Origin of the sequence: Microbacterium sp. CFBP 13617, assembly GCF_014839445.1 — a bacterium.
GTDB lineage: Bacteria > Actinomycetota > Actinomycetes > Actinomycetales > Microbacteriaceae > Microbacterium.
On the sequence record NZ_JACYNW010000003.1, the window covers coordinates 460942 to 486125 of the forward strand.

Annotated in this window: 19 protein-coding genes; 11 read left to right on the plus strand and 8 right to left on the minus strand. The window is 71.9% G+C overall.

Annotation, left to right across the window (positions count from 1 at the left end; translation table 11 throughout):
* Positions 1-22: 22 nt before the first annotated feature.
* Positions 23-1183 (minus strand): mannose-6-phosphate isomerase, class I, encoded by a 1161-nt coding sequence (gene manA / locus IFU40_RS10665; RefSeq protein WP_191926296.1) that lies wholly within the window; start codon positions 1181-1183, stop codon positions 23-25.
* A gap of 62 nt (positions 1184-1245) precedes the next feature.
* On the opposite strand from manA, the gene IFU40_RS10670 reads away from it, so the two are divergent.
* The 4 genes from IFU40_RS10670 to IFU40_RS10685 are packed head-to-tail and all read left to right on the plus strand — an operon-like array spanning position 1246 to position 6977.
* Complete coding sequence (locus IFU40_RS10670; RefSeq protein ID WP_191926297.1) at positions 1246-2646, plus strand: O-antigen ligase family protein; 1401 nt, start codon at positions 1246-1248, stop codon at positions 2644-2646.
* Positions 2643-4043, plus strand: a complete 1401-nt coding sequence (locus IFU40_RS10675) for an O-antigen ligase family protein (protein WP_191926298.1) — start codon at positions 2643-2645, stop codon at positions 4041-4043. Before IFU40_RS10670 ends, IFU40_RS10675 begins: the two co-directional genes overlap by 4 nt.
* Positions 4044-4101: 58 nt before the next feature.
* Positions 4102-6015, plus strand: coding sequence for a glycosyltransferase (locus IFU40_RS10680; protein WP_191926299.1), 1914 nt, complete (start codon positions 4102-4104; stop codon positions 6013-6015).
* Positions 6012-6977 carry a glycosyltransferase family 2 protein gene (locus tag IFU40_RS10685; protein WP_055936635.1) on the plus strand — a complete coding sequence of 322 codons (966 nt, stop codon included), beginning with the start codon at positions 6012-6014 and terminating at the stop codon, positions 6975-6977. Before IFU40_RS10680 ends, IFU40_RS10685 begins: the two co-directional genes overlap by 4 nt.
* On the opposite strand, the gene IFU40_RS10690 is transcribed toward IFU40_RS10685, so the two are convergent.
* Genes IFU40_RS10690 through glf form a run of 4 tightly spaced genes read right to left on the minus strand, consistent with a single transcriptional unit; the run spans position 6962 to position 11708 of the window.
* Positions 6962-7702, minus strand: a complete 741-nt coding sequence (locus tag IFU40_RS10690) for an ABC transporter ATP-binding protein (protein ID WP_055834515.1) — start codon at positions 7700-7702, stop codon at positions 6962-6964. The two genes, IFU40_RS10685 and IFU40_RS10690, sit on opposite strands and share 16 nt — an antisense overlap.
* Positions 7702-8493, minus strand: a complete 792-nt coding sequence (locus tag IFU40_RS10695) for an ABC transporter permease (protein WP_055834512.1) — start codon at positions 8491-8493, stop codon at positions 7702-7704. Before IFU40_RS10695 ends, IFU40_RS10690 begins: the two co-directional genes overlap by 1 nt.
* Before the next feature lie 22 nt (positions 8494-8515).
* Entirely contained in the window at positions 8516-10564 is a 2049-nt protein-coding gene (locus tag IFU40_RS10700; RefSeq protein ID WP_191926300.1) for an SGNH hydrolase domain-containing protein, read from the minus strand.
* A gap of 7 nt (positions 10565-10571) precedes the next feature.
* Positions 10572-11708, minus strand: coding sequence for a UDP-galactopyranose mutase (gene glf / locus IFU40_RS10705; RefSeq protein ID WP_055834508.1), 1137 nt, complete (start codon positions 11706-11708; stop codon positions 10572-10574).
* Positions 11709-11857: 149 nt separating this feature from the next.
* On the opposite strand from glf, the gene IFU40_RS10710 reads away from it, so the two are divergent.
* Genes IFU40_RS10710 through IFU40_RS10730 form a run of 5 tightly spaced genes read left to right on the plus strand, consistent with a single transcriptional unit; the run spans position 11858 to position 18530 of the window.
* The gene (locus IFU40_RS10710) at positions 11858-13783 is read left to right on the plus strand and encodes a DUF6541 family protein (protein ID WP_191926301.1); all 1926 of its coding nucleotides are present in this window, start codon (positions 11858-11860) and stop codon (positions 13781-13783) included.
* Position 13784: 1 nt separating this feature from the next.
* Positions 13785-14981, plus strand: a complete 1197-nt coding sequence (locus IFU40_RS17200; RefSeq protein ID WP_070408375.1) for a glycosyltransferase family 4 protein — start codon at positions 13785-13787, stop codon at positions 14979-14981.
* On the plus strand, positions 14978-16174 hold the full coding sequence (locus IFU40_RS10720; protein WP_082516491.1) for a glycosyltransferase family 2 protein: 1197 nt from the start codon (positions 14978-14980) through the stop codon (positions 16172-16174). Before IFU40_RS17200 ends, IFU40_RS10720 begins: the two co-directional genes overlap by 4 nt.
* On the plus strand, positions 16174-17301 hold the full coding sequence (locus tag IFU40_RS10725; RefSeq protein WP_191926302.1) for a glycosyltransferase family 4 protein: 1128 nt from the start codon (positions 16174-16176) through the stop codon (positions 17299-17301). The genes IFU40_RS10720 and IFU40_RS10725 overlap by 1 nt, the downstream gene beginning before the upstream one ends.
* On the plus strand, positions 17298-18530 hold the full coding sequence (locus IFU40_RS10730) for a lipopolysaccharide biosynthesis protein (RefSeq protein WP_191926303.1): 1233 nt from the start codon (positions 17298-17300) through the stop codon (positions 18528-18530). The genes IFU40_RS10725 and IFU40_RS10730 overlap by 4 nt, the downstream gene beginning before the upstream one ends.
* A 36-nt stretch (positions 18531-18566) precedes the next feature.
* Here IFU40_RS10730 and IFU40_RS10735 read toward each other — a convergent pair whose 3' ends face one another.
* On the minus strand, positions 18567-19574 hold the full coding sequence (locus tag IFU40_RS10735) for a glycosyltransferase (protein WP_191926304.1): 1008 nt from the start codon (positions 19572-19574) through the stop codon (positions 18567-18569).
* A 130-nt stretch (positions 19575-19704) separates the two neighbouring features.
* On the opposite strand from IFU40_RS10735, the gene IFU40_RS10740 reads away from it, so the two are divergent.
* Positions 19705-20667 carry a glycosyltransferase family 2 protein gene (locus tag IFU40_RS10740; protein WP_191926305.1) on the plus strand — a complete coding sequence of 321 codons (963 nt, stop codon included), beginning with the start codon at positions 19705-19707 and terminating at the stop codon, positions 20665-20667.
* Positions 20668-20709: 42 nt separating this feature from the next.
* Entirely contained in the window at positions 20710-22998 is a 2289-nt protein-coding gene (locus tag IFU40_RS10745; protein ID WP_191926306.1) for a glycosyltransferase, read from the plus strand.
* 25 nt (positions 22999-23023) lie between these two features.
* Here the strand turns inward: IFU40_RS10745 and IFU40_RS10750 are convergent, their stop codons facing one another.
* Both IFU40_RS10750 and IFU40_RS10755 read right to left on the minus strand, forming a co-directional pair.
* A complete protein-coding gene (locus IFU40_RS10750; protein WP_070409845.1) occupies positions 23024-24232 on the minus strand; it encodes an ABC transporter ATP-binding protein in 1209 nt (402 codons plus the stop codon).
* 5 nt (positions 24233-24237) lie between these two features.
* A complete protein-coding gene (locus tag IFU40_RS10755; RefSeq protein WP_191926307.1) occupies positions 24238-25158 on the minus strand; it encodes an ABC transporter permease in 921 nt (306 codons plus the stop codon).
* Positions 25159-25184 lie beyond the last annotated feature (26 nt).

Below are 25184 nucleotides of genomic sequence, written 5' to 3' on the forward strand. Positions count from 1 at the left end.
CGCGCCACGGCGTGTCGGGTCGTCAGGCGCCGGGCATCGCGACGAAGACCTCGCCGCCGCCGTCGGTCGAGACCGGCGACTCGTCGGGCGTGATGAGCGCCGCCTGACCCGCCGTCAGGGTCACCGTGCCGCCGGCGGCGCCGGTGAGCACCGTCTCACCCGAGATACCCAGGGCGATCGCCACCCCGCGCAGCTCCAGCGCCGCCGCGGCGCCGGGCACGAGGTGTCCGAGGGCGAAGTCCGCGATCCCCGGGGCGAACACCTCGACACCGTCCGCGACGGTCGGGGACAGGAACGGCGGCTCGGCGGGACGGAAGTCGACGAGCGAGAGCAGCTCCGCGACGTCGATGTGCTTGGGGGTCAGCCCTCCGCGCAGCACGTTGTCGCTGGCGGCCATGATCTCCACGCCGAGACCCGCGACGTACGCGTGCAGCACGCCGGCGGGCACGAAGATCGCCTCGCCGCGGCGCAGTTCGACGAGGTTCATCAGCAGCGCCACCACGATGCCCGGGTCGGCCGGGTACGCCGAGTGGAGCGAGCCCGCCAACGCCAGCTCGGCGGCGAACTCGTCGGAGTGGGCCGAGGCCGCGGCGTCGACGATCTCGGCGATCTCCGCCGCATCGGCGTCTCCCAGCAGCCAGCCGATCGTCGAGCGCAGGGCCGCGCTCGCATCGTCGGCGGCCAGGCGCTCGCGCAGCGCCGTCACCGCGGGCGCGTCGCCGAGGGCGGCGACCAGGGCCCGGGTGCGCGCGATGTCGCGCAGGCCCGCCAGAGCGGTGAACGTGTCGCTGAGGGCGACGATGACCTCGGGCTTGTGGTTGTCGTCCTTGTAGTTGCGCGACCCCGCGTCGCGGGGAACACCGGCGGCCTCTTCGCGGGCGAAGCCCTCGACGGCCTGATCCTTCGAGGGGTGCACCTGGATCGACAGGGGCGCGCCGGCGGCGAGCAGCTTGAGCAGGTACGGGAGTTTCGCCGGGACACCGTGCGCCGCGGCCTCGGCCGGGAGCCAGGCGTCGAGCGTGCGGTCGGAGCCGTCGTGCACCTCGGCGGGCGAGCCGGGGTGGTCGCCGAACCACACCTCGGCCTCGGGGGCGCCGGTGGGCTCGCGGCCCTCGAGGTCGGCGATGAGCGTCGGGCTGCCCCAGGCGTAGTCGCGGGGCGTGTTCGAGATCGCAACAAGCACGGGCGTCAGCCTAGTGGCAGCACCCCGCGCCCCCGGATGCCGACCGGTACCCTGAACACACCATGGCGATGTACACGAATCACCCCGTGTCGGCGCTGCCGACGGCACCGCCGCGCGAGACGACCGGGCACCTGCTGCTGCGCGCCTGGTGCGTGCTCGTGCTCGTGCTCGCCCTGGGTGGCGTGGGGCTCGTCAACGCGGTCGGCCCGCTCATCGCCGCGATCGTCGTCGCCTGCTCCGCCGTGGTCTCGGCGATCGTGTGGATCGTGGTGCGTCCCCCGGTGGCGGTGCGCCGCCTGCCCTGGCTCGCCTTCGGATACGTCGCCTGGGCGGCGGCCTCGATCTCGTGGAGCGCATGGCCCGCGGCATCCGTGCTCACGTGGCTGCTGCTGGCCATCACGACCTTCCAGGCGCTCTTCATCGGCGCCGTGCTCACCTGGCGCGACGTCGTGCGCGCGGTCGCGTCGGCCGCCAAATGGATCGTGGGCCTGTCGCTGCTGTTCGAGGTCGTGGTCTCGGTGTTCGTGCGCGGCCCGCTGCTGCCCGGCTTCGTCGTCCCCTCGGAACGGGTCGATCCGATCGTCTACTGGTCGCGCGACAACCTCTTCGACGGCGGCCGCATCCAGGGCGTGTTCGGCAACGCCAACCTGCTGGCCGCGGTCATGCTCGTCGCCCTCATCGTCTTCGCGGTGCGCCTCGCCGCCGGAGCCCCCCGCCGCACGCTGCTCATCGGCTGGATGGCGGTCGCCGCCTTCCTCTTCGTCCGCGCCGGGTCGGCGACGGCCTTCATCGCGGCGGCCTTCGTCGCCCTCGTGCTCGGCACGGTGCTGGTGATGCGCACCGCCCGCCGCCCCGGCGAGCGCACGCGGTGGTACCTGCTGTACGCCGCCGTCGGGCTCGGCGCGGGGGCCGCGCTGTGGTTCGGCCGCGACGCCCTGTTCGGGCTTCTCGGCCGCGGCGCAGACCTCACGGGCCGCGAGGGCATCTGGGCCGACGTCGTGGCGCGCGCCGACCAGCACCCGATCATCGGGTGGGGCTTCTCGACGCCCTGGATCGCCTCGGAACCGCTCATCGACGGCTGGATCGTCGACCACGGGCAGACCGTCGTGCAGGCGCACAGCATGTGGTTCGACGCGTATCTGCAGCTGGGGGGAATCGGCGTCCTGCTGCTCGCGCTGGTGTACCTCGCGTACGTCTGGCGCTCGTGGTTCTTCGCCGTCGATCGACCGCGGTGGGACCTGCGCGCCGATCGCCCGCACTCGCCCCTCACACTGCTCCCGACCCTGATCGGAGCACTGCTGGTCGTGCTCGGCCTGACCGAATCCGGGCCGCTGCTGCTGTGGGGATGGATGTTCGTCGTGCTCTTCGGCGCGAAGATCAAGCAGACTCCGCTCGTGGGGGTCGGCCCCAGCGAGCAGAGCCTGTCGATCGAACGCGGCGAGCTGCAGAGACCCGCGCCGTGACCTCGGCGCCGGCCGCGCCGCTCCCCCTGCTCGCCTCCCCGGCCCTGGCCCGCGCCTTCACCCTCGCGGTGTTCGCCGCCGCCTTCGGCGGCTTCGCGATCGCGGCGGTCGCCGGGTCGGTGACGCTCGCGACGGTGTTCGCGGGGCTCTGCGCCCTCGGCGGCGCGATCCTGTGGGCTCGGCGCGACGAGATCGACCTCGTGCGCCTGGCCCCCACGACGCTCGTGCTGCTCGTGGCCTGGGCGGGGGCGAGCGTGTTCTGGAGCACGGCCCCCGCCGAGGCGCTCGGCGGATGGCTCTCCTTCGCCGCACTGGCGTTCCTCGCGGTGGTCATCGGGCTCGTGCGCGACGCGGTGCAGACGGTGCGGGCGCTCGGCGACGTGCTGCGGTGGCTGCTGGGCCTGTCGCTCGCGCTCGAGGTGCTCAGCGGCATCCTGCTGGATCTTCCGATCCCCTTCCTGCAGATCCAGGGGGCGATCGCCGACCTGGGCCCCGTGCAGGGCGTGTTCGGAACGCGCAACGCCCTCGGTTTCGTCACGGTCGTGGCCCTGATCACCTTCCTCGTGGAGTGGCGCACCCGCTCGGTCGGGACCGGGGTCGCGATCGGCTCGGTGCTGCTCGGCGGCGTGCTCGCGGCGCTCAGCGGCTCGCCCACCGTCATCGTCGTCGCCGCCGTGACCGGGCTGGCCGCGGGCGCCCTGTGGGCCGTGCGACGCGTTCCTGCCGCTCGCCGTCGCTCGGCGCAGACGCTGCTGGGCGCGATCGTCGTCGTCGCGACGGGGGCGGTCTTCGCGCTGCGCGCTCCCCTCGTCGCCGCGCTCGGCGCGAGCGCCGATCTCTCGCTCCGCACCGATCTGTGGGTGCGCGTGCTCGACGTGGCCGAGCTGCGTCCGGTGCAGGGGTTCGGCTGGTTCGGGGCGTGGGTACCCGGCATCGTGCCGTTCGACCTGATCACCCTGGCGCTCGGCGCGTGGCATGCCTCCGCGCTCAGCGCCTTCCTCGACGTGCTGCTGCAGCTCGGGTGGGTGGGGCTGCTGCTCTTCGGTGCGCTCGGCGGCCTCGGCCTGGCCCGCGGGTGGCTCGTCGCGGGCTCCCGCCGCGCGGTCGTGCACGCCTGGGCCCCGTTGACGCTGGTCGCGCTGCTCACCGTCTCGGTGTTCGAGAGCTTCACGCTGACGGGGGCCGGGTGGCTGCTGCTCGCGCTGTGCGCGGTGCGGGCGGGGCAGTCCCGCTCGTGGCGCGAGCAGCTCGACCAGCGCATGGCCGCCGCCGCACCGCCGGGCGCTGCGGCCGGCGAGAACCCCGCGGCGGGCCCGCGCACCCCCCGCACCGACGACCCCGGCGACGGGACCGACGGCGACGCCGACGCTCAGGACGGCCCGCGACGCGCCGGGTAGACTTCCCGCTGGCTGGCTGGCCGCCCGCGGCCGCGGCCCCTGAACGAAAGACCTCTTCGTGACGTACACCCTGCAGAACGCCGTGCTTCCGCTCGATCGCGACCCCGACCTTCTCCCGCTGTACGTCGACCCCGAGACCTGGTCGACGATCGACGAAGAGCCCGTGCGCGTCACGAACGTCGCCCAGCTCAGCAACATCCTCGACCGCCACCGCGCCCGCATCGTCGCGGGGCGCCGCGTGTCGTTCGGCACGTACTTCAACGCCTTCCCCGCCTCGTACTGGCAGCACTGGACGGCCGTCCGCCAGGTGCGCCTGACCGTTCACACCTCGGGCAACGCCACGATCCTGGTGTACCGCTCGAACGGCAGCGGCACGAAGCAGCGCATCGAGACCCGCGAGGTGAAGGGCGACGAGGTCGCGACCTCGTTCGACCTCGTGCTCGACCAGTACAGCGACGGCGGGTGGATCTGGTTCGACGTCGCCGCCGATCGCGCGGACGCGATGTTCGAGGGCGCCGAGTGGACCACCGAGCAGGAGCCGGCGCGCGGCGGCAAGGCCAGCATCGGCGTCACGACCTACAACAAGCCCGACTACTGCGTCGAGACGCTCCAGGCCCTCGCCGACGCCCCCGACGTGCTCGACGTCGTCGACCGCGTGTTCATCATCGACCAGGGCACTGACCTCGTCGAGGATCAGGACGCCTACCCCGCGGTGGCGGAACGCCTGGGTGAGACCTTGCAGGTGCTGCGTCAGCCCAACCTCGGCGGGTCGGGCGGGTTCGCCCGGGCGATGGTCGAGACCCTCGCCCGCTCGGGCAGCGACTTCGTGCAGCTGCTCGACGACGACGTGCGCATCGAGCCGGAATCCATCCGCCGCTCGGTGGTGTTCGGCCGCTACGCCTCGGTTCCCACGATCGTCGGAGCCCACATGTTCGATCTGCTCGACCGCCCGAAGCTGCACGCGTGGGCCGAGGTCGTCGACGACGCCCCCTTCATGTGGCGGGCGCTCTACCAGGAGCGCCTCCCCCACGACTTCAGCGTCGCCAACCTGCGCCAGAGCCCCATGCTGCACATGCGCCTCGACGCCGACTACAACGGCTGGTGGATGTGCCTCATCCCCACGAGCATCCTGCGCGACATCGGCCTGTCGCTGCCGGCGTTCATCAAGTGGGACGACGCCGAGTTCTGCGTGCGGGCTCGGGATGCCGGGTACCCGACCGTGTCGATGCCGGGTGTGGCGTTGTGGCACGTGTCGTGGATCGGCAAAGACGATTCCATCGACTGGCAGGCGTACTTCCATGCCCGCAACCGCATCGTCGCGGCCCTGCTGCACTCCCGCTCACCGCTGGGCGGAACCCTCATCCGCCACAGTCGACGTGTCGATCTGAAGCACCTCCTGATGATGCAGTACTACCCGGTGGAACTCCGGCACCGGGCACTGCGCGACATCCTGTCGGGCCCCGAGCACATGCGCGCGGGCCTGGCCACCGCCATGCCCGACGCGCGCGCCGTCGCCCGGAAGCACCCCGAGACCGTCGTTCACAAGGACTCGGGCGTTCCGCTGCGGGCCCGTCGCGGCCGGCAGGTGTTCAAGCGTCTGAAGAAGCACGAGTTCGACAGCCCGCGCGGCCTCGCCCTGCGCACCTTCACCGTGCGCACCCTGCTCTCGCACTGGTTCCACACCCCCGATCCGGCCAACGTCGACCAGCCCGAGGTCGAGTTCGGCAAGAACGACGCGCACTGGTGGCGCATCCCGACGTACGACAGCGCGCTCGTGAGCGCCGCCGACGGCTCGGGCAAGAACATCTACACCCGCGATCGCGCCCAGTTCCGCCGCATGCTCGTCGACAGCGTGCGCCTGCACCGACGCCTGCAGCGCGAGTGGCCCCGCCTGTCCGCCCAGTACCGCCGGGCTCTTCCCGACCTCGTCTCCGAGGCCCAGTGGCGCGCGACCTTCGAGGAGCGCTCGTGAACGCGTTCGACCCGGCCACGGCGACGATCGTCGTCGTCACCTACAACCGCACGCACCTGCTGACGCGCCTGCTCGAGAGCATCACGCAGATGGAGCCGGCGCCCGGCCACCTCGTCGTCATCGACAACGCCTCCACCGACGACACGACCGCCGTCGTCGAATCGTTCCGGGACCGCCTCCCCACCGAGCTGGTGTACCGGCGACTCGACACGAACACGGGCGGCTCCGGCGGCTTCAGCGAGGGCATGCGCGTCGCGTACGAGCTCGGATCCGAGTGGATCTGGCTCATGGACGACGACGTCGAGGTCGTCTCCGACGGTCTCGCCCGCATGGGCCGATGGGCACCGCGATTCCGCAGCATCCAGGGGCGGCGCTACGACTACGACGGCAGCGAGTTCTACTGGCAGTACCGCGTCGCCGAGTCGATGGCGATCCCCATCCCCTTCGCCCCCGCCGGCTTCGACGAGTCCGGCTTCAAGCCGATGAACTCGGGCTGTTTCGAGGGGATGTTCATCCACCGCGACATCGTGGCGAAGATCGGCCTGCCCGATCCCCGCTTCTTCATCTACTGGGACGACCAGCTCTACGGGTGGCTCGCCTCGCGTCAGACGCCCTCGGTGATCGTGAACGAGTTCGTGCTGCGCCGCACCCGCGAGATCAAGCAGTGGGACATGGGCATCCGCCACATGAACGCCTCCAGCGACGCGTACCGGTACTACATCATGCGCAACCGCGCGTATCTGCAGAAGTACTACCGCCAGCTCGGCGTCTACCGGGCCCTGCCGTTCAGCGCGGGGACCACCCTGACCTTCGTGAAGGAACTGATCCGCCTCGTGGTGGTGGAGCGCAAGCTCCGCGGCACGAGCCACCTGTTCCGCGGCCTCCGCGACGGGCGCCGCATCACCCGCGACGCGTCGTGGAAGCCGATGCCTCCCCTGGAGCCCGCTCAGCCCGTCGCGTAGTCGGCGTTGTACCGGTCGAGCACCTCGGCGATCGGGGCGTCGAGCTTCAGCTCGCCGCCGTCGAGGTAGAGCCCCCGCGTGCAGAACCGGCGCAGGTCCTTCTCGTTGTGGCTGACGAAGAACAGGGTGCGCCCCTCGGCGAGCAACTCGTCGATGCGGCGATAGCACTTCTCGCGGAACGACCGGTCGCCGACGGCGAGCACCTCGTCGACCAGCAGGATCGGCTCGTCGAGCTGCGAGACCACCGAGAACGCCAGGCGCACCTTCATCCCGTTCGACAGGTGCTTGTACGGGGTGTCGACGAAGTCGCCGATCTCGGCGAAAGCGATCATGTCGTCGAAGCGTCGGGAGACCTCGGCCCGTGGCATCCCGTGCAACCCGGCGGTCAACCGCACGTTCTCGCGCACGGTGAGGTCGCCGACGAAGCCCCCGGTGATCTCGATGAGCGGCGCGACCCCGCCGTCGACGGACACTCCTCCCTCGTCGGGGAGAAGGACGCCCGCGACGAGTTTGAGCAGCGTCGACTTGCCCTGGCCGTTGCGGCCGACCACGCCGATCGACTCCCCCGGCTGCACCCGGAACGACACGTCGCGCAGCGCCCAGAACTCGTCGGGCCGCGAACGGCGCGCGGTGCCGCCGAAGATGTCCTTGAGGCTGCGGCCACCCCGGCGGTTGCGGCGGAAGCGCACCCCCAACCCGTGGACGTCGATCGCGGGACCGGCCATCACAGCTCCTTCAACACCGGACGCTCGAGCCGCGGAAAGACCACCAGGCCAAGACCCAGGATGCCGAGGCTCACCGCCGCACCCACCACGACCGTGAGGGTGTCCCACTGGTCGGGGAAGAACCCGACGCGGTAGAGCGTGAAGATCCCCGCGAGCGGGTTGAACGCCGCGATGTCCGCGAAGACGCCGGGGAGGTTGCCGACGCCGTAGATGATGGGCGACGCGTAGAACAGGGCGCGCAGCACCAGACGAGTGGTGCGTTCGAGGTCGCCGAACATGACGCACAGCGGGGCGACGATCAGACCGAGCCCCACCAGGAGCGTCGTCTGCAGCAGCACGGCGAGCGGGAAGGCCAGCAGCGCCCACGAAACCTGCGCCCCGCCGAAGACCGCGAACAGCACGAGCACCGGGAGCGAGAAGAGGAACTCCACGCCCTTGCTCACAACGATGCGGTTCACCCAGATCCACCGCGGGATCGAGGTCGAGCGCACCAGGCGGGAGTCCTTCTTGAACGCCTTCGTGAAATCGGTCACGGCGGAGTTGAACCACACCCACGGCAACAGGGCCGTGATGAGGAAGACGATGTAGGGCTCCTCCCCCACCGAGCGGTGGAAGACCTGGGTGAAGACGAACCAGTAGATGCCACTCATCACGAGGGGATCCAGCACCGACCACAGGTATCCCAACGCGCTGGTCGAGTAGCGCACGCGCAGATCGCGCGCCGACAGCAGCCACAGCGAGTGGAGGGAGCGCCGCGCCGATCCGGGGGCGCCGACGGCGGCGGGGGTCACGGGGAAATCCTACGCGGGGCGTTCATCCGAGCCTGGCCGGGAGCTGCTCGGCCAGCGACGGGCCGAGCGATCGGGCGTACATGCGGGTCAGGTGGTTGTCGTCGCGGTACACCGCGACGTTGCCGATGACGCCGACGCAGAGGTCGTCGGGGCAGATCCACGGGGTGAGATCGACCAGGCTCAGCCCCGGTCGATCGAGGTCGTCGGCCGGGTTGCGGTCGGCGAGGGACGCCGAGCGGGGAACCGCGCACTCGAGCGGGTCGGCGGACTCGTTCACGCAGCCGAACATGTCGAAGGCGAACCGCGGGTTGTCACGGATGCCGAGAACCTCGATCCCGGCATCGCCCATGCGGTCGAGGAACCCCTCGATGCCGGCCCGCACCATCTCGTCGTCGTCGCCGGCGTCGGAGCGCGTGACCACCGTCATCACGGCGTCGGGCGCGATCCGCTCGACGTGCGCGATGGCGGCCTCGCGCCAGTCGTCGCAGGTCGGATCGAGCCCCGGCTCGTCGAGGCCCATCGAACATCCGCCCTTCACCAGCGACACCACTCCCCAGTGCTGCGCGTCGGCGACCGGCAGCAGCGCGGCCGTGATCTGCTGGGCGTGCGAGTCGCCGATGACGGCGACGGTCCGCGACGCGCGGGAGGTGCCCGCGGTCTCGAAGCACGTCCCCTCGAGGATCTGCTCGGTGACGAGCCGGTACGACGAGCACACCTGCTCGAGCTGGGTCCACTCGTCGTCGAGCAGGGTGGGAAGCGGCAGCAGCATCGCGTCGGCGGGCGTCCGGGGCAGGGTCGGGTCACGGAGCACGGCCGCGCCGGGGTTGGCGACCTCCGCGCGCACCGCGATCACGCGCTGCTCGCTCCACGATGCGATCTGCCAGCTCGCCACCGGCACCGCGACCACGGTGGTGGCCACCGCCAGCACGGCGATCGGAACGAGCGCCGAGGGATCGGAACGCCGCCACGCCCGGACCGGGCGGTCGACGGCCCAGGTGAGCGCGCGCGCCAGCAGCAGCGACAGCACGATGATGCCCGCACCACCGACCAGCCCGACATCGACGCGGTCGTTCACGACGAGGAAGGTCACCAGGATCGGCCAGTGCACGAGGTAGAGGGCATACGCGTCGCGTCCCACCGCCCGCAGCGGTCGGGATGCCAGCAGCCGCCCGGGCCCGAGGTCGCGTTCCCCGTCGGTGTCCGAGCCCGAGATCACGATCGCGGCGGCGCAGAGCACCGGCCAGAGCGCGAGGAAGCCCGGGAAACCGCCGCGGACATCGAGCACCATGCCGAGCACGAGCAGGCCCGCCAGCCCCGTCCACCCCACGACGGCGCGCGCCACCCGGCCCAGGCGCACGTGCGGCAGCACGAGCACGAGCAGGGAGCCCGCCGCGAACTCCCAGAGCCGAGCGCCGGTGTCGAAGTAGGCCGCCTCCTGCGCGGCCGCGGTGCGGATGACCGAGTAGACGAACGAGACGAGGAACACCGCGCCGAAGACCACCCCGACGACGCGGTCGGGCGACAGCCCCCGGCGGCGGACGAGCACCTGGCACAGCGCCAACAGTGCGACCCACAGCAGGAACGCCTGCCCCTGCACCGACAGCGACCAGAAGTGCTGCAGCGGGCTCGGGACCTCGGTGCGGGCGTAGTAGTCCACGGCATCCGCCGCGAGCACCCGGTTCTGCACGTAGGCGAGCGAGGCCCACGTCTGCTCCCACACCATGCGCCACGCGGTGGGCGGGTACAGCGTCCACACCAGCGCGACCACGCCGACGAGGGTCACCGCGGCGGCCGGCAGGAGCCGGCGGAAGGTTCCCAGCAGGTGGCGGATCGGGCGCACGGGGTGATCCCCGGCCATCCGCCGGACGAAACCGCGGGTGAGAAAGAACGCCGAGAGCATGAGGAAGACGTCGACGCCGCCCGAGACCCGTCCGAACCACACGTGGTACGAGACGACCAGCAGGATGGCCACGGCCCGCAGCCCGTCGATGTCGGGCCGATACGCCCAGCGCCCCTCGTCCGCCCGTCCGGCGCGTGCCGGGCGGGTGCGCGACCCGAGGGTCAGAGGCACGGCGACGTCACGCGAGCTGGTTGTTCCACATCGTCAGCGCCGAGCCGATCGCCATGTGCATGTCGAGGTACTGGTAGGTGCCCAGTCGTCCGCCGAAGTGCACGTCGCGCTCGCCCTTGGTCAGCTCGCGGTACGCGAGGAGTCCGGTGCGGTCGTCGGCCGTGTTGACCGGGTAGTACGGCTCGTCGGCGCGCGTGGCGAAGCGGGAGTACTCCCGCACGATGACGGTCTTGTCGGTCGGGTAGGTGTCGGCGCGCTCGGGGTGGAAGTGCTTGAACTCGTGGATGCGCGTGTACGGGGTGTCGGCGTCGGCGTAGTTCATGACGCTGGTGCCCTGGAAGTCGCCGATCGGCAGCACCTCCTGCTCGAAGTCGAGCGTGCGCCACGACAGCTCGCCCTCGGCGTAGTCGAAGTACCGGTCGACCGGGCCGGTGTAGACCACGGGCACCTGGCCGACGGTGGCCTTCTTGTTCAGCGGCTGCGACTCGTCGAAGTAGTCGGTCGACAGCTTCACGTCGATGTTCGGGTGATCGGCCATGCGCTCCAACCACGCGGTGTAGCCGTCGACCGGCAGACCCTCCCACGTGTCGTTGAAGTAGCGGTTGTCGTAGGTGTAGCGCACCGGGAGGCGCGAGATGACCTCGGCCGGCAGGTCTTTGGGGTCGGTCTGCCACTGCTTCGCGGTGTAGTCGCGGATGAACGCCTCGTACAGGGGGCGGCCGATCAGCGCGATCCCGCGCTCCTCGAGGTTCGTGGCGTCCTTGGCCTCGAACTCACCGGCGAGCTCGTGCACGAGCGCCCGCGCCTGATCGGGCGTGTACGCGGCCTGGAAGAACTGGTTGATCGTGCCGAGGTTGATCGGCAGCGGGAACACGACGCCCTTGTGGGTCGTGTACACGCGGTGCACGTAGTCGGTGAACCGCGTGAAGCGGTTGACGTACTCCCACACCGTCGGGTTCGACGTGTGGAAGAGGTGGGCACCGTAGCGGTGCACCTCGATGCCCGTCTCGGGCTCGTTCTCGGAGTAGGCGTTGCCGCCGATGTGGTGGCGGCGGTCGATGACCGTCACCTTGCGACCTGCGGCGGCCGCGCGCTCGGCGATGGTCAGGCCGTAGAAACCCGAGCCGACGATGAGAAGATCCATGCGGAGAAGCGTCTTTCGTGTCGACGGATGCGCGGAGACGGTGCCGCGACCCGTCCAGTCTAAACGGCGGCCTCGCCGACGCCTTCAGGGGCGGGTCAGGGACCGTCCGTTAGCATGACTGACTGTCATCCAGCGAGAAATGGGAGTGCATGAGCGATTCCTGGTCGGTGATCGTGATGCCCGTCATCGTCTCGATCCTCGCTCTCACCGTCCCCGGAATCGTCGTCCTCGCGGCCGGGTGGGGCGTGCGTCGCCTGCGCATCCTGGCTCTGGCCCCGGTCGTGTCGATCGCGATCCTGGCAGTCTCCGCCACCGTGGCGCCCTTCGTGGGTCTGGGGTGGTCGCCGCTGCCGGTGGTGATCCTCACGGTCGTCGCCGCCGCCGCCGCCTTCGGCCTGGGCCGCTGGGTCGGCCCCGAACGCGACGACCGCACCCCTCCGTCCACCGCGGTGTGGGGCGTGGTGGCGCTCGGCATCGCGGCCGTCGTGATCGCGCTGCAGCTCGCCGTCGTCTTCGGCGGGCCGGCGCACATCTCGCAGACCTTCGACGCGATCGTCCACCTCAACACCGTCGCCTTCGCCATCGACACCGACAACGCCTCGGCCTTCCACATCGGCGCGACATCCGACATCGGGTTCTACCCGAACGGCTGGCACACCGTCGCCGCCCTCGCGGCCAACGTCACGGGAGTCTCGGTCCCCCTCGCCGTCAACGCGGCCAACATCGCGCTGTCGGCCGTGGCCTGGCCGCTGTCGGTCGTCGCGCTCAGCACGGCCCTGCTGTCGGAGCGCACCGCGGTCGTGGTGAGCTCCGCGGCGCTGTCGACCGGATTCGGCGCCTTCCCGATCCTGCTGATGTTCTTCGGCGTGCTCTACCCCAACGCCATGGGCTACGCGGTGCTGCCCGGCGGCGTCGCCGTCGTGGTGCACCTGCTGCGCAGCCGCGGCCTGCCCGCCCGCGCCCGCGCCACCGTGCTGCTGCTCGTCGCCTCGGCGGGGGTCGGGTTGTCGCATCCGAACGCGTTCCTCGGCATGGTCGCCCTCGGCGCGGCGATCGTCGTCGTCGAGCTGCTGACCACGGCGATCTCGTTCCCCACCCGCCGCCGGTGGATGGCGACGGCGGCGATGCTGCTCGGACTGCTGCTCGTGCTCGCGGTGCTGTGGCGGGTCATGCGCACCAACGCCGAGATGTCGCGATGGCTGCCGTGGCAGACCACCGCGCAGGCCCTCGGCGAGGCACTGCTCTTGTCCCCCCACGGCTACACCGTCACCGTGACGATCTCGCTCCTGCTGCTCGTCGGCGTGGTCGCGATCGTCCGGCGCCCGCGCCGCCTGGTGATCGCCGGCCCCCTGGTGGTCGCCACCGTGCTGTTCGTGCTGGTGTCGGGCACCGCCGCGGGCAATCCGGTGCGCGAGCTGCTCACCAACCCCTGGTACAACGACTCCTTCCGCTTGGCCGCACTGCTCCCCGCCGCGGGGATCCCCGTCGCGGTGCTCGGCGCGATCACGCTGGTCGACCTCGCGGCGCGATCGCTCCAGCGCGCCCGCGCGGCACGCGGCCTGCGCGTGGCCATCGCCGCGGTCGCTGCCGTCGTCGTCTTCTCGGTCGGGGTGAGCCCCAACATCGTCCGCGCGGTGCAGGACGCCCGCGGCGCCTACGCGCTCGACGCGGGTTCGCCCCTGCTCACGGCCGATGAAGAGGCCCTGCTCGAGCGCCTGCCCGAGACCACCCCCGCCGACGCCGTCATCGCGGGCAGCCCCTGGACCGGCACGTCGCTCGCCTACGCGATCGGCGAGCGCGAGGTGCTGCGCAAGCACGTCTTCGGCGCGTTCGGGCCCGACGAGGAGCTCATCAACAACGCCCTGCGCGACATCGACAGCGACCCCCGGGTGTGCGAGGCGGTCGATCGCCTCGGCGTCGACTACGTCCTCGACTTCGGTGCGCAGAACGTGTGGAACAACCCCGGCGTCGGACTCGACCGCCAGGGACTGTACGGCCTCACCCCGTCGGAGCACCTCGTGCTCGTCGACCAGCAGGGGCCCGCCGCACGCCTGTTCCGCATCGAGGGCTGCTGAGGTGCCCCGCTCCTCGACGGTCGCCGTCGCCTACGACTGCCTCTTCCCGTACTCCACGGGCGGGGGCGAGCGGCAGTACCGCGCCTTCGCCGACGAGCTGGGGCGGCGGGGCCTCGAGGTCGACTACCTCACCGCCGTGCAGTGGGAGGGCGCGACCCCCGTCGAGGAGCGCTTCCGCATCCGTCCCGTCACCGGCCGCCTGTCGCTGTACTCCGCCGACGGCGTGCGCCGCATCCCGGCGGCCCTGCGCTACGCCGCCGCACTCTTCCGCGCCCTCGTGCGTCGGCGCCGGCGCTACGCCGCCGTCATCGTGAGCGGACTGCCGATCTTCAACGTCTTCGCCGCGCGCCTGGCGCTGCTCGGCTCCGGCACGCGCCTGGTGGTCGACTACCTCGAGGTGTGGCACCGCCGCCAGTGGGTCGAGTACTCCGGCGCCGTCACCGGCACGATCGCGTGGGTGCTGCAGCGCGCGGCGATCGCGATCACGCCCCTCGCGACCTGTCACTCGCAGCTCAGCGCCACGCGCCTCCGGCGCGAAGGGCTCCGCCGCCCGCCCGTGGTGAGCCCGGGCCTCATCGACGGCGCCGTCGACGTGGCGGCCCCCTCCCCCGCGACCACGCCGCCCTACGTGCTGTACGTCGGTCGTCACATCCCCGACAAGCGCGTCGAGGCCCTGCCCGCCGCCGTCGCCGCCGCCCGCGCGGGAATCCCCGACCTGCGCCTGGTCGTGCTGGGCACCGGACCCAGCTCCGACGCCGTCCGCGCCGAGGTGCACCGCGTCGGGGGCGACGAGTGGACCGACTTCCCCGGCTTCGTCTCGGATGCCGAGCTCGACACGCTCCTGCACGGCGCTCTGTGCCTCGCGAACCCGTCGCGTCGCGAGGGGTACGGGCTCGTCGTCGTCGAGGCCAACGCCCACGGCACGCCCGTCGTGCTCGTGGCCGACGAGGGAAACGCCGCCACCGAACTCATCGACGACGGCGTCAACGGCATCGTCGCCCCCTCCATCCGACCCGACGACCTCGCCCGGGCGATCCGGGCCGTCGCCGACGGGGGTGACGACCTGCGCCGCACCTCGCGCGCCTGGTACGACACCGCCGTGGGCACCCGCACCATCCGCCGCACCGTGGAAGGGATCCTCTCGGCACTGCCGCTGCCGACCCCCGCCGCGGTGAAGACGAAAGAAGACACCCCGTGACCACTCCCGACTCGACGGACGTCGAGCTGACGATCCTCATGCCGTGCCTCAACGAGGCCGAGACGCTGGAGGTCTGCATCCGCAAGGCGCAGGGCTTCCTCGCCCGCAGCGGCATCCGGGGCGAGGTGCTGATCTCCGACAACGGCAGCACCGACGGCTCGCAGGCCCTCGCCGAGCGCCTGGGCGCCCGCGTCTCGCACGCGCCGCGGCGCGGCTACGGTGCGGCCCTCATCAACGGTATCGAGACCGCGCGCGGGCAGTACGTCATCATGGCCGACGCCGACGACAGCTACGACTTCGAGAACCTCGAGCCGTTCGTCGAGCGCCTGCGCGCCGGAGCCGACCTCGTGATGGGCAACCGGTTCCTCGGCGGCATCGCCCCGGGCGCCATGCCGCCGCTGCACAAGTACCTCGGCAACCCGGTCCTGTCGTTCATCGGGCAGCTGTTCTTCCGACCGGGCATCCGCGACTTCCACTGCGGCCTGCGCGGCTTCAACCGCGCGCGCATCCGCGAGCTCGACCTGCAGACCACGGGGATGGAGTTCGCCTCCGAGATGGTCGTGCGCGCGTCGCTCGCGCGGTACCGCATCGAAGAGGTACCCACCACGCTGAAGAAGGACGGGCGTTCGCGTCCTCCCCACCTGCGCAGCTGGCACGACGGCTGGCGCCACTTGCGGTTCCTGCTGCTGTTCGCCCCGCGCTGGCTCTTCGTCTACCCGGGCCTGGTGGCGTTCTTCCTGGGTGCCATCACCGTCGGCGTCCTGTCGTTCGGCGGCATCGAGATCGCCGGGGTCGGGTTCGACGTGACGACCATGGTCTACGCGAGCGCGCTGTGCGTGACGGGGTTCCAATCGCTGCTGTTCTTCTGGCTGACCAAGCTCTACGCCACGCAAGAGGGCTTCCTCCCCACCAGTGAGCGGTATCGGCGGATCGTGGCGAGGTGGTCCGCCGAGCGCGGGCTCCTCATCGGCGTCGGCCTGTTCCTGCTCGGCATCGTGATCGCCATCGTGCAGGTCTCGCTGTGGGGCAGCCTCGACTTCGGCACCCAGAACGCCGCCCAGGCGGTGCGCATCGCCGTGCCCAGCGCGCTGACGATCGTCCTGGGCTTCCAGACGGTGATGATGAGCTTCTTCTCGGGCGTGCTCACCACGCCCCGGCGCGAGCAGCGCCCCGAAGCCGTCATCGAGAGCTGATGGCCGACCGACGCATCCTCGTCGATCTGCTCGGCTTCACCGGGTCGCGCGGAGGCACCGAGACGTATGTGCGCGAGCTTCTGCCGCGCCTGGCGGAGCGCCTGCCGCACGTGCGCTTCGCCGCCCTGACGGGCCGCGTCGGCGCCGAGCGCGTGTCGTCGTTCTTCCCGGGGCACGTGCAGACGGTGCCGTGGGTGGGCGCCGACCCCGCGACGTGGGCGCTGGGCGCCGTCGCCGTCACCGGCCCCGTCGCCCGTCGCGGCCGCGCCGACCTCGTGTGGGCGCCGGCGAACTTCGGGCCGGTGTTCCGCGGTGTCCCGCGCGTGGTGACCGTGCACGACGCCATCTACGACGAAGTGCCGGGCGGCCTGGCCCAGCGGACCCAGCGCGCGGTGACCTCCACGCTCATGCGCCGATCGGCCCGCACCGCCGACCGCGTCCTCACGGTCTCGCACGCGGCGGCGGCGAGCATCTCGGCGCACCTCGACGTCGACGCCACGCGCATCGACGTCGTGCACAACGGCAGCACCGCACCGCGACCGGTCGCCGATCCCGCCGGCATCCTGGCTCCGCTCGGCCTGCCCGATGACCGGCCGATCGTGCTGAGCGTCGGCAACCGCATGCCCCACAAGAACTTCCCCGGCCTGCTCGCCGCCTGCGCCACCATCGACCCGGCCGTGCGCCCCGTCGTGGTCGTCGCGGGCAGCCGCCTGCCCGACCCGCTCGCCGAAGACGTGCGGCGACTCGGCCTCGAGCGCGACGTGGCGCTGCCCGGGTGGGTGAGCGACGATCAGCTCGAGGCGCTGTTCCAGGTCGCCGACCTGTACGCCTGCCCCTCGCTGGTCGAGGGCTTCGGGCTGCCGGTGGTCGATGCGCTGCGGCGCGGCGTCGCCGTGCTCGCCCACGACGTGCCCGTGCTGCGCGAGGTCGGCGGCGACGCCGCCCGGTACGCCGATGCGACGGATGCCGCCGCCTTCGGCGCCGCGATCACCTCCGCGCTGGCGGCCCCGCCGGATGCCGCCACGCGGGCCGACGCACAGCGCTGGGCGTCGCGCTTCACATGGGACGACGCGGCCGACGCCACCGCCGAGGTGCTGGATCGCACGCGCGGGGAGCGACGACGGTGAAGGTCCTGCTCGCGCGCCTGATCGGCTTCGGCACCGCCCCGATGATCGTCGCGGTCGTACCGCTGCTCGTGCTGCCGATCGCGGCGCGCATCCAGGGCGCCGAGGGATGGGCGGCGATCGGAACGGGTCAGGCGCTCGGCAGCCTGTTGGCGATGATCTCGAGCTACGGCTGGAACGTCGCCGGCGGCGCCCGGATCGCGATGGCCGAGCACGACGAGGCGCGTCGCGACGTCTACGCGCACAGCTTCTGGTCGCGTCTGGCCGTCTTCGCCGTCGTCGGCGGCGTGACGGCCGCGATCGCCGCGGCCCTCGTCGGCGGGGCGTTCGGCGGGGTGGCCGCTCTCGTGGTGCTCGCGACGGGGCTCACCGGCCTGACGATGTCGTGGTACGCCGTCGGCACCGGCCGGGCGCGGATGGTGCTGTGGTTCGAGGCGATCCCCATGGCCGTGTTCACGGCCGCGAGCGCCGCGATCATGCAGCTCACCGGTCAGCTGGTGGCGTATCCGCTCATGATGATCGCGGGCGTGCTCGTCGGTCTCGCCGCGCTGCACGTGCACATGTACGGCCGCGTGGTCCCCCCGTTCCACGTCGGCGGCATCGGACGCAGCTTCCGCGAGAACCTGCCCCTCGCCAGCGCCGACGGCCTCGGCGGCAGCTACACCACCGCGCCGGTGCCGATCGCGCAGGGGGTCGTGGGCACGCAGGCCGCGGCCGAGCTCACCTCGGCCGACAAGCTGTACCGGGTCGGCCTCACGGCCATCCTCATCGTGGGCAACACCCTGCAGAAGTGGGTGCTCGAAGCCTCGTGGGAGGCCGGCCGCACCCGCCGCCACCTCGTCGCGCTCGCGCTGCACCTCGTGGTCGGCGTGATCGGCCTGCTGGTGCTCGTGCTGCTCGGACCCTGGCTCACGGCGGCGTTCCTCGGCGAGGCGGTGGCCCCTCCGGCATCCATGTTCCCCGCCTACGGCGTGACGTACCTGATCATCTCGCTGACGACGCCGCTCATCCGCAACGTCCTGGTGCCCGCGGGCCGCAACCGCGTCGTGCTGCTGGCGATCGTCGCTTCGGCGAGCGTCGGCCTTCCGGCCATGTTCGTGCTCGGCGCGACCCTCGGCGCGACAGCGATCGTCTGGGGTCTGGCCGTGTCGGAGGTCGTGGTGCTCACGGTCGTCGGCATCGCCGCGACCCGCGAGATCCAGGCGCAGCGCAGGCTCCTCTCCCGCGGCTGAGGGCACGGCCCGGGCAGACGCACCGACCGCGGCGGCTCAGCGCGCGGCGTTCCCGCGCCGACCGCCCGTGACGCTCCAGAGCGCCGCCCCGAGCAGATGAACGACGGCGGTGCGCGGGGTCGCCTCCGAGCGACGGACGGCCCCGAGAACGGCGCGCACCGTCGCCCCGGCCCGCCGGCGGCGGCCGAAAGCAGCGGCGAGCGCGCGCGCGACGGGGGTGTCGACCCGAGCGCGCAGAGCGTCGGTCATCGCGTCGGCCCAGCCGGCGTTGACGACGTAGAGCGAGCGGGCGAGGGCGCGCGGGCCTCCGCCCTCGGCGGCGAGCGCCGCGCGGCGTCGTCTCAGCGTCTCGCGCCAGCCGAGGCGCGCGGCATCGGCCTCGCCGAGCACGTTTGCGGTGTGCTGCACGTAGTCCTGCACGACCCGGTCGACCACGCTGGCGCCGTCGGTCGCGGCGGCGCACACGGCCAGCCAGTGATCGTGTACCTGCGCGGGCCCGGGGAGGGCGGGGAAGGGCAGGGCCACGTCGAGCAGCGAGCGGCGCAGAACGCACAAAGCGCCCGAGAACTGGTTCTCCAGCACCAGCGAGGCCGCGTCCACCTCGCGCCGCGCCGTGGATGCCGTGACCACCACGCCCTCCGGATACGTCACCACCCGCGCCTGCCCGCTGACGAGCGCCGCGTCCTGCAGCGCCGGCACGAGGGTGGCGAGCTTGTCCGGCATCCAGACGTCGTCCTGGTCGCTCAGGGCGACCCACGCGGCGTCGGCGGGCACGGCGGCCAGTCCGCGTTCGAAGTTGCGGTAGAAACCGACGCGCTCCTCGAACCCGATGACCTCGAACCTGTCGTCGTCGCCGACGGCGTCGACCAGCTGCGCGCGCACCGCGTCGGAGCCGCCGTCGGCGACCACGAGGCAGCGGAACGCGCCGAGCGTCTGCGCCTGGAGCGAGCGCAGCTGTCGGGCGAACAACTCCGCCGGGGGCCGGTACGCCGCCAGCACGATGTACCCCTCGGTCGGGGCGGCGGCGGGGTCGGTGGGGGTCATGGGCGGGTGCGCGGGGAGGCGGTCCCATCGTACCGACCCGGGTCGACGACGGGTGCGGCCGTACACTGGGGGCTCATCCCGCCCGTGCTGCCCTCCGGGTGCCGGTGTCCGAACGAAAGGCCGGTCGCGCATGAGTGCCGATCCCGAGATCGACATCGTGATCCCCGTGTACGGGGGCTGGGACTTCGTGCGCACGTGCGTGCGCGCGGCGCTGGACCAGAGCGTCGCGGCACGCGTCATCGTCGTCGACGACCGCTCGCCCGACGACACCGCCGACCGCATCGAGAAGGCCTTCCCCGAGGTCACGCTGCTGCGCAACGAGGTCAACCTCGGCTTCGCCCGCACGTGCAACGTGGGCATGGCGGCGGGAGACGCGCGCCTGGTCATGCTCGTCAACAGCGACGTCGTGCTCGAGCCCGGTGCGGTCGCTGCGGCGATCGCCGCGCTGCCCGACGACCCGGCATCCCGCATCGGCAGCGCCGCGACCCTGCTGCTCGCCCCCGACGGCTCCGTCGACTCGTACGGCATCGTCGCCGACGTCACCGGCGCCGGCTTCGTGCGCTTCCACGGTGCGCCCCTCTCGGCGGTGCACGCCAGCGTTCCGCCCGTGCTCGGTCCGTACGGCGCGGTCGCGGTCTACCGCCGCGCCGCGCTCGACGAGGTGGGCACGTTCGACACGAACATCTTCATGTACGGCGAAGAGCTCGACCTGGCCTTCCGCCTGCGCGCGGCGCGCTGGGGCTGCGTCGCGATCACCGAGCCGGTGGGCACGCACCTCGGCGGGGCGAGCGCGGGCACCGAGTCGGAGCGCCAGCGCCGGTTGTCGGGGTTCGCCCGCGGCTACCTGCTGCGCAAGTACGGCGTGCTGCGTTCGCGGTGGGGCCTGCGTGCCGTCGTCGTCGAAGCGGTGGTGTCGGTCGCGCGCCTCGTGCTGCGGCGCGACCTGGTGTCGCTGCGCGGCCGTATCGAGGGATGGCGTCGCGGTGCGCAGGCGCCCCGACTCCCCCTGCCGCTCGACGCCGTCGACGCCACGATCGATCTGCGCACCTCGCTGCGCATGCGCGGCGACGGCTACTGGGCCGAGCGCGCCTGACCCCGTCGGCCGCACCGCCGGTCGCTCCGTAAAATCGGACGCATGCTGTCCGCTCTCCGCTCGCGCGTGCGCGCCGCGCGCGACCTCGCCCCCCTGCGCCCCCTGGTCGCGCGCCTCGACCGCGTCTGGTGGGCGCGCGTCATCCGGCGGGCGGGCATCGTCGACCTCGACTACGTCCGCGCGCAGACGGGTTCGCCGCTCTCCGAGGCCGCCGCCGTGCGCCGCTACGTGAACGGCGGGTACCGCGACGGCCTGCGTCTGTCGCCGCTGTTCGTCGACACCGCCGTCGGCGACCACCTCCCCGAGGCGTGGCGCGTTCCCGCGCTGTACGCCTATCTCGTCGCCGATCCGCGAGGTCTGCAGGTGAGCCCCCTGTGGGATGCCGTCGCGTACGGCACCCGTCATCCCGACGCGTGGGACGCCCCGGGAGGACCGGTCGGACACGCGTGGCGCCGACGCGAGGCCCACTCGCTGCCCTACGGCCCCGCGGCGGAACCCGCGGTCGCGACGTGGTCCGAGCTGTCGCGCGCGATCACCGCGGCGGCGTCGCGCGCCCGTGTCGGCGGAGAGGTCGCCGCGACGGCGGGTCGCACTCCCCTCTCCCGAGAGCTGCTGCTCGCCCTCGGCCCCGAGGAGTGGGACTTCGACGAGTCGATCGCCGAGGCCGTGCGCTTCGCCGACGTCGACGGTCAGGGAGTGGCGATCGCCGTGCTCGACGACCGCCCCGAGGACTGGACGCTCGCGTCGATCATGGCCGCGTCGCACCCGCGCGTCCGCATCGGTCGGCGACGGCACGACGACGCCGCGCGCGCCCTCGACGAGCTCGTGCAGACCTCGACGGCCGAGGTGCTGGTGCTGCGCGGCCCGAACGAGACGCTGACCGCCGCCGATGCGGTCGTCCTGGCGGCGCGCGTCGCCGCGGAGCCGTCGGGAACCGCGGTCGCCCCGGTCTGGCGCGACGGCGACGGCACGATCGCCGCGGTCGGAGCGACCTCCGAGGGGCGGTTCCTCGCCGGGCACCCCGTCGAGGATCTCACCGCCCTCATCCCCGCCACGATGCTCGAGGTCCCGGCCCTGGCGGGCCTCACGGTCGCCGTCCGTCGCGCCGACATCGACACCGCGCTGCGGGGCCCGGATGCCGCGGGACGCCTCGGCACCCGCGCGCTCGTCGCCCTCGACCTCGAGACGCGTACGCGCTCGCGCGTCGCCGACCCCACCGCGCAGGCCCCGGATGCCGGCTCCCGCACTCCCGCATCCGCCGGCCGCGACGCGGTGTCTGCCGAGGCGCCGCGGCCCCTCGCCGGTGCCGACGACCTCCTCCGCCGCGCGGGGTGGGAACGCACGCTCTCCGGTCCGCTCCCCCGGGTGCGGCGCCCCGGGCGCACGATCGAGCTCGCCGACGGCACCGAGGTCCCCGTGCTGCGCTGGGCGCTGCGGACCGCGACGCCGGTCGGCGTCCGGGCCGAGGGATGGGGCGACACGCACTTCGCCCGCGCCCTGGCCGGGGCACTCCGCCGGCTGGGGCAGGAGGTCGTGATCGACTCCTACGCCGCTCGCACGCGCTCCACGCGGCACCTCGACGACGTCACGGTCGCCCTGCGGGGTCCCGAACCCCTCGAGGCCTCCCCCTTCGGCGTCTCCCTGCTGTGGGTCATCAGCCACCCCGACGAGATCACCGCGACGGACGTCGCGGGCTTCGACCGGGTCTTCGCGGCCTCCGCCCCCTGGGCCGCCGCCACCGGCACCGAGCTCGGCGTCGCCATCACGCCCCTGCTGCAGTGCACCGATGCGACGCGTTTCCGCCCCGAGGGGCGCGAGCGCGGCGACGACATCCTCTTCGTGGGCACGGCGCGCGGCATCCTTCGCCCCTCGATCGTCGAGCCCATCCGCGCCGGCATACCCGTCACCGTCATCGGTCCCGATTGGCGCGGCTGGATCCCGGCCTCGCACATCCGCGCGACCGGTGTGTCGAACGACGACCTGCCGGGCCTGTACGAGAGCGCCGGTGTGGTGCTGAACGACCACTGGCCCGCCATGCAGCAGCGGGGGTTCATCGGCAACCGCCTCTTCGACGTGGTCGCCGCGGGCGGCCGGGCCATCAGCGACCGGGTCGAGGGGATCGACGAGCTGTTCGGCGGCGCCGTCGCCACCTACGACGAGGTGCCCGAGCTCATCCGCATGCTCTCGGGAAACCTGGATGCCGTCTTCCCCGACGCCGACGCGCTGGCCGCGGCCGGCGCGCGGGTGCGCGCCGAGCACTCGTTCGACGCCCGGGCGCGCACCCTGCTCGACGCCGCCGTGCGCGCCTCGGAGGCGCAGCCGCGACGCTGACCGGCGGACGCGGGTCGGCGGGGGCTCAGCGGAAGCGCACCTCGGCGGGGACCGACCCCAGCGAGTCCGACCGGCCGTGCACCGTGAACTCCGCGCCCTGCATGAGGGCGTGCGAGGTCGACTCGCTGATGCCGTGCAGGTTCGCGTTGACCCAGTAGCTGCCCGGGTTGAAGCGGGCGCTGTCGACGTCGATCTCGACGGTCGTCGTCTCGCCCTCGTGGAGGGCCGGCAGCGAGGTGCCCAGCATGCTGGTGTTCGACGCCAGGGCCAGCAGACCCGACGAGGTGTCGATGCTGAAGCCGAGCGCCCACTCGTCGAGCGTGCGCAGGCCGCGCACGGTCACACCGACGCGGAAGGACTCGCCCGTCTGGAAGTCATTGGACCGGGTGCCGTCGGCCGCGCGCACGTCGACCGCGACGATCTCCGCCGCACGCAGTACCTGCTCGGGGCGCGCGGACACCTTGCCGGATCCTTCTTCGAGCAGCTCGCGGAAGCGCTCCACGGCGGCTTCGGCGAGGCCGTCGAACGCGACGCGGCCCTTGTCCATGAGGATCACCCGATCGCACAGCTCCTCGATCTGGTCGAGAGCGTGCGACACGATGATGATCGTGCGTCCCTGGCGCTGGAACTCCTTGATCTTGTCGAGGCATTTGCGCTGGAACTGCTCGTCGCCCACGGCGAGCACCTCGTCGACGAGCAGGATGTCGGGGTCGGTGTGCACGGCGATCGCGAACGCGAGACGCACGAACATCCCCGACGAGTAGAACTTGACCTGGGTGTCGATGAAGTCGCCGACGCCCGAGAAGTCGAGGATGTCGTCGAAGCTCGCCCGGGTCTCTTCCCGGCTGAGCCCGAGCACCGAGGCGTTCAGGTAGACGTTCTCGCGACCGGTGAGGTCGGGGTGGAACCCCGCGCCCAGCTCGATCAGAGCCGCCACGCGCCCGCGCTGCTTCACGTCGCCGGAGGTCGGCTGGATGATCCCGCCGATGACCTTCAGCAGCGTGCTCTTGCCCGAGCCGTTGTGCCCGATCAGACCGATGGTGTTGCCCGCGCGGATGTCGAGGCTCACGTCGCTGAGCGCCCAGAAGTCCTGGCGGTGGCGACGGCCGGCGCGGCCGAGCGTGACGAGGCGCTCCTTGATGGAGGTGTCCTTGCGCACGACAAACCGCTTCGACACGTCGGTGAGCACGACGACCTCGGGGCGCGCCAGGGCGGGGGTCACGTCAAACGACATATCGATCACAGTTCCTGGGCGAAATTGCCTTGAAGGCGCACGAAGACACGGTGGCTGAGCACGAGCAGAACGAGACCGATGAGCAGTGCGACGGCCATGCGCAGCACGAGGTGGGCGGGCTGCTCCAGACCGTCGCCCCCGAGCCAGAACGCTCGTTGGAATCCGAGCACGGCGAGAGTCAGCGGGTTGTTCGTGTAGATCTCCAGCAGCGTCGGGCTGGTGATGATCTGGCTCGCGAGGTGCCAGGCGTACAGCACCGGCGAGAGCCACATGAGGAGCATGGTGACGACCTCGACCAGGTACTGCACGTCGCGGAGGTACACGTTCACCGCCGAGAAGAAGAGCGAGAAGGCCAGACCGTAGACGAGGATGAGCAGCAGCGAGGGGACCGCGTAGACGATCTGCCAGTGCAGCGGCGGCTTGCCCGCGATCACCGTCGCGACCAGCAGCACGCCGAGCTGGATGAGGAAGTTGAACAGGGCCGATCCGGTCGCCGCGAGCGGGAAGATCTCGCGCGGCATGTACACCTTCTTCACGACACCGCCGTTGGCGATGATCGACCCGGTGCCGCCCACGGCGATCTCCTGGAACAGGCTCATCGCCGTCAGGCCGGTGAAGATGAAGATGGCGAAGTCCGGGATGCCGCGCGCCGCGCCCAGGAACTGGCCCAGCACGACGAAGTAGATGCCCAGCAGGATGAGGGGGCGGATGAGCGCCCACACGAATCCGAGCGCGGAATCCTTGTAGCGAGCCTTGATGTCGCGCTTGACGAGGAGGTCGAGCATCTCGCGGCGAGCGAAGATGTCGCGCAGCGTCGTCCAGAGTGATGCGAACCCCAAGCCGGGGGTGACGCCGACGGAGCGCATCGGCATCTCCGCGAGGCGTGCGAAGCGCGCGTTATCCGCGGAGGATGAGGAACTGGACATGGGGACCGATTCTACTGGTGGGTTCC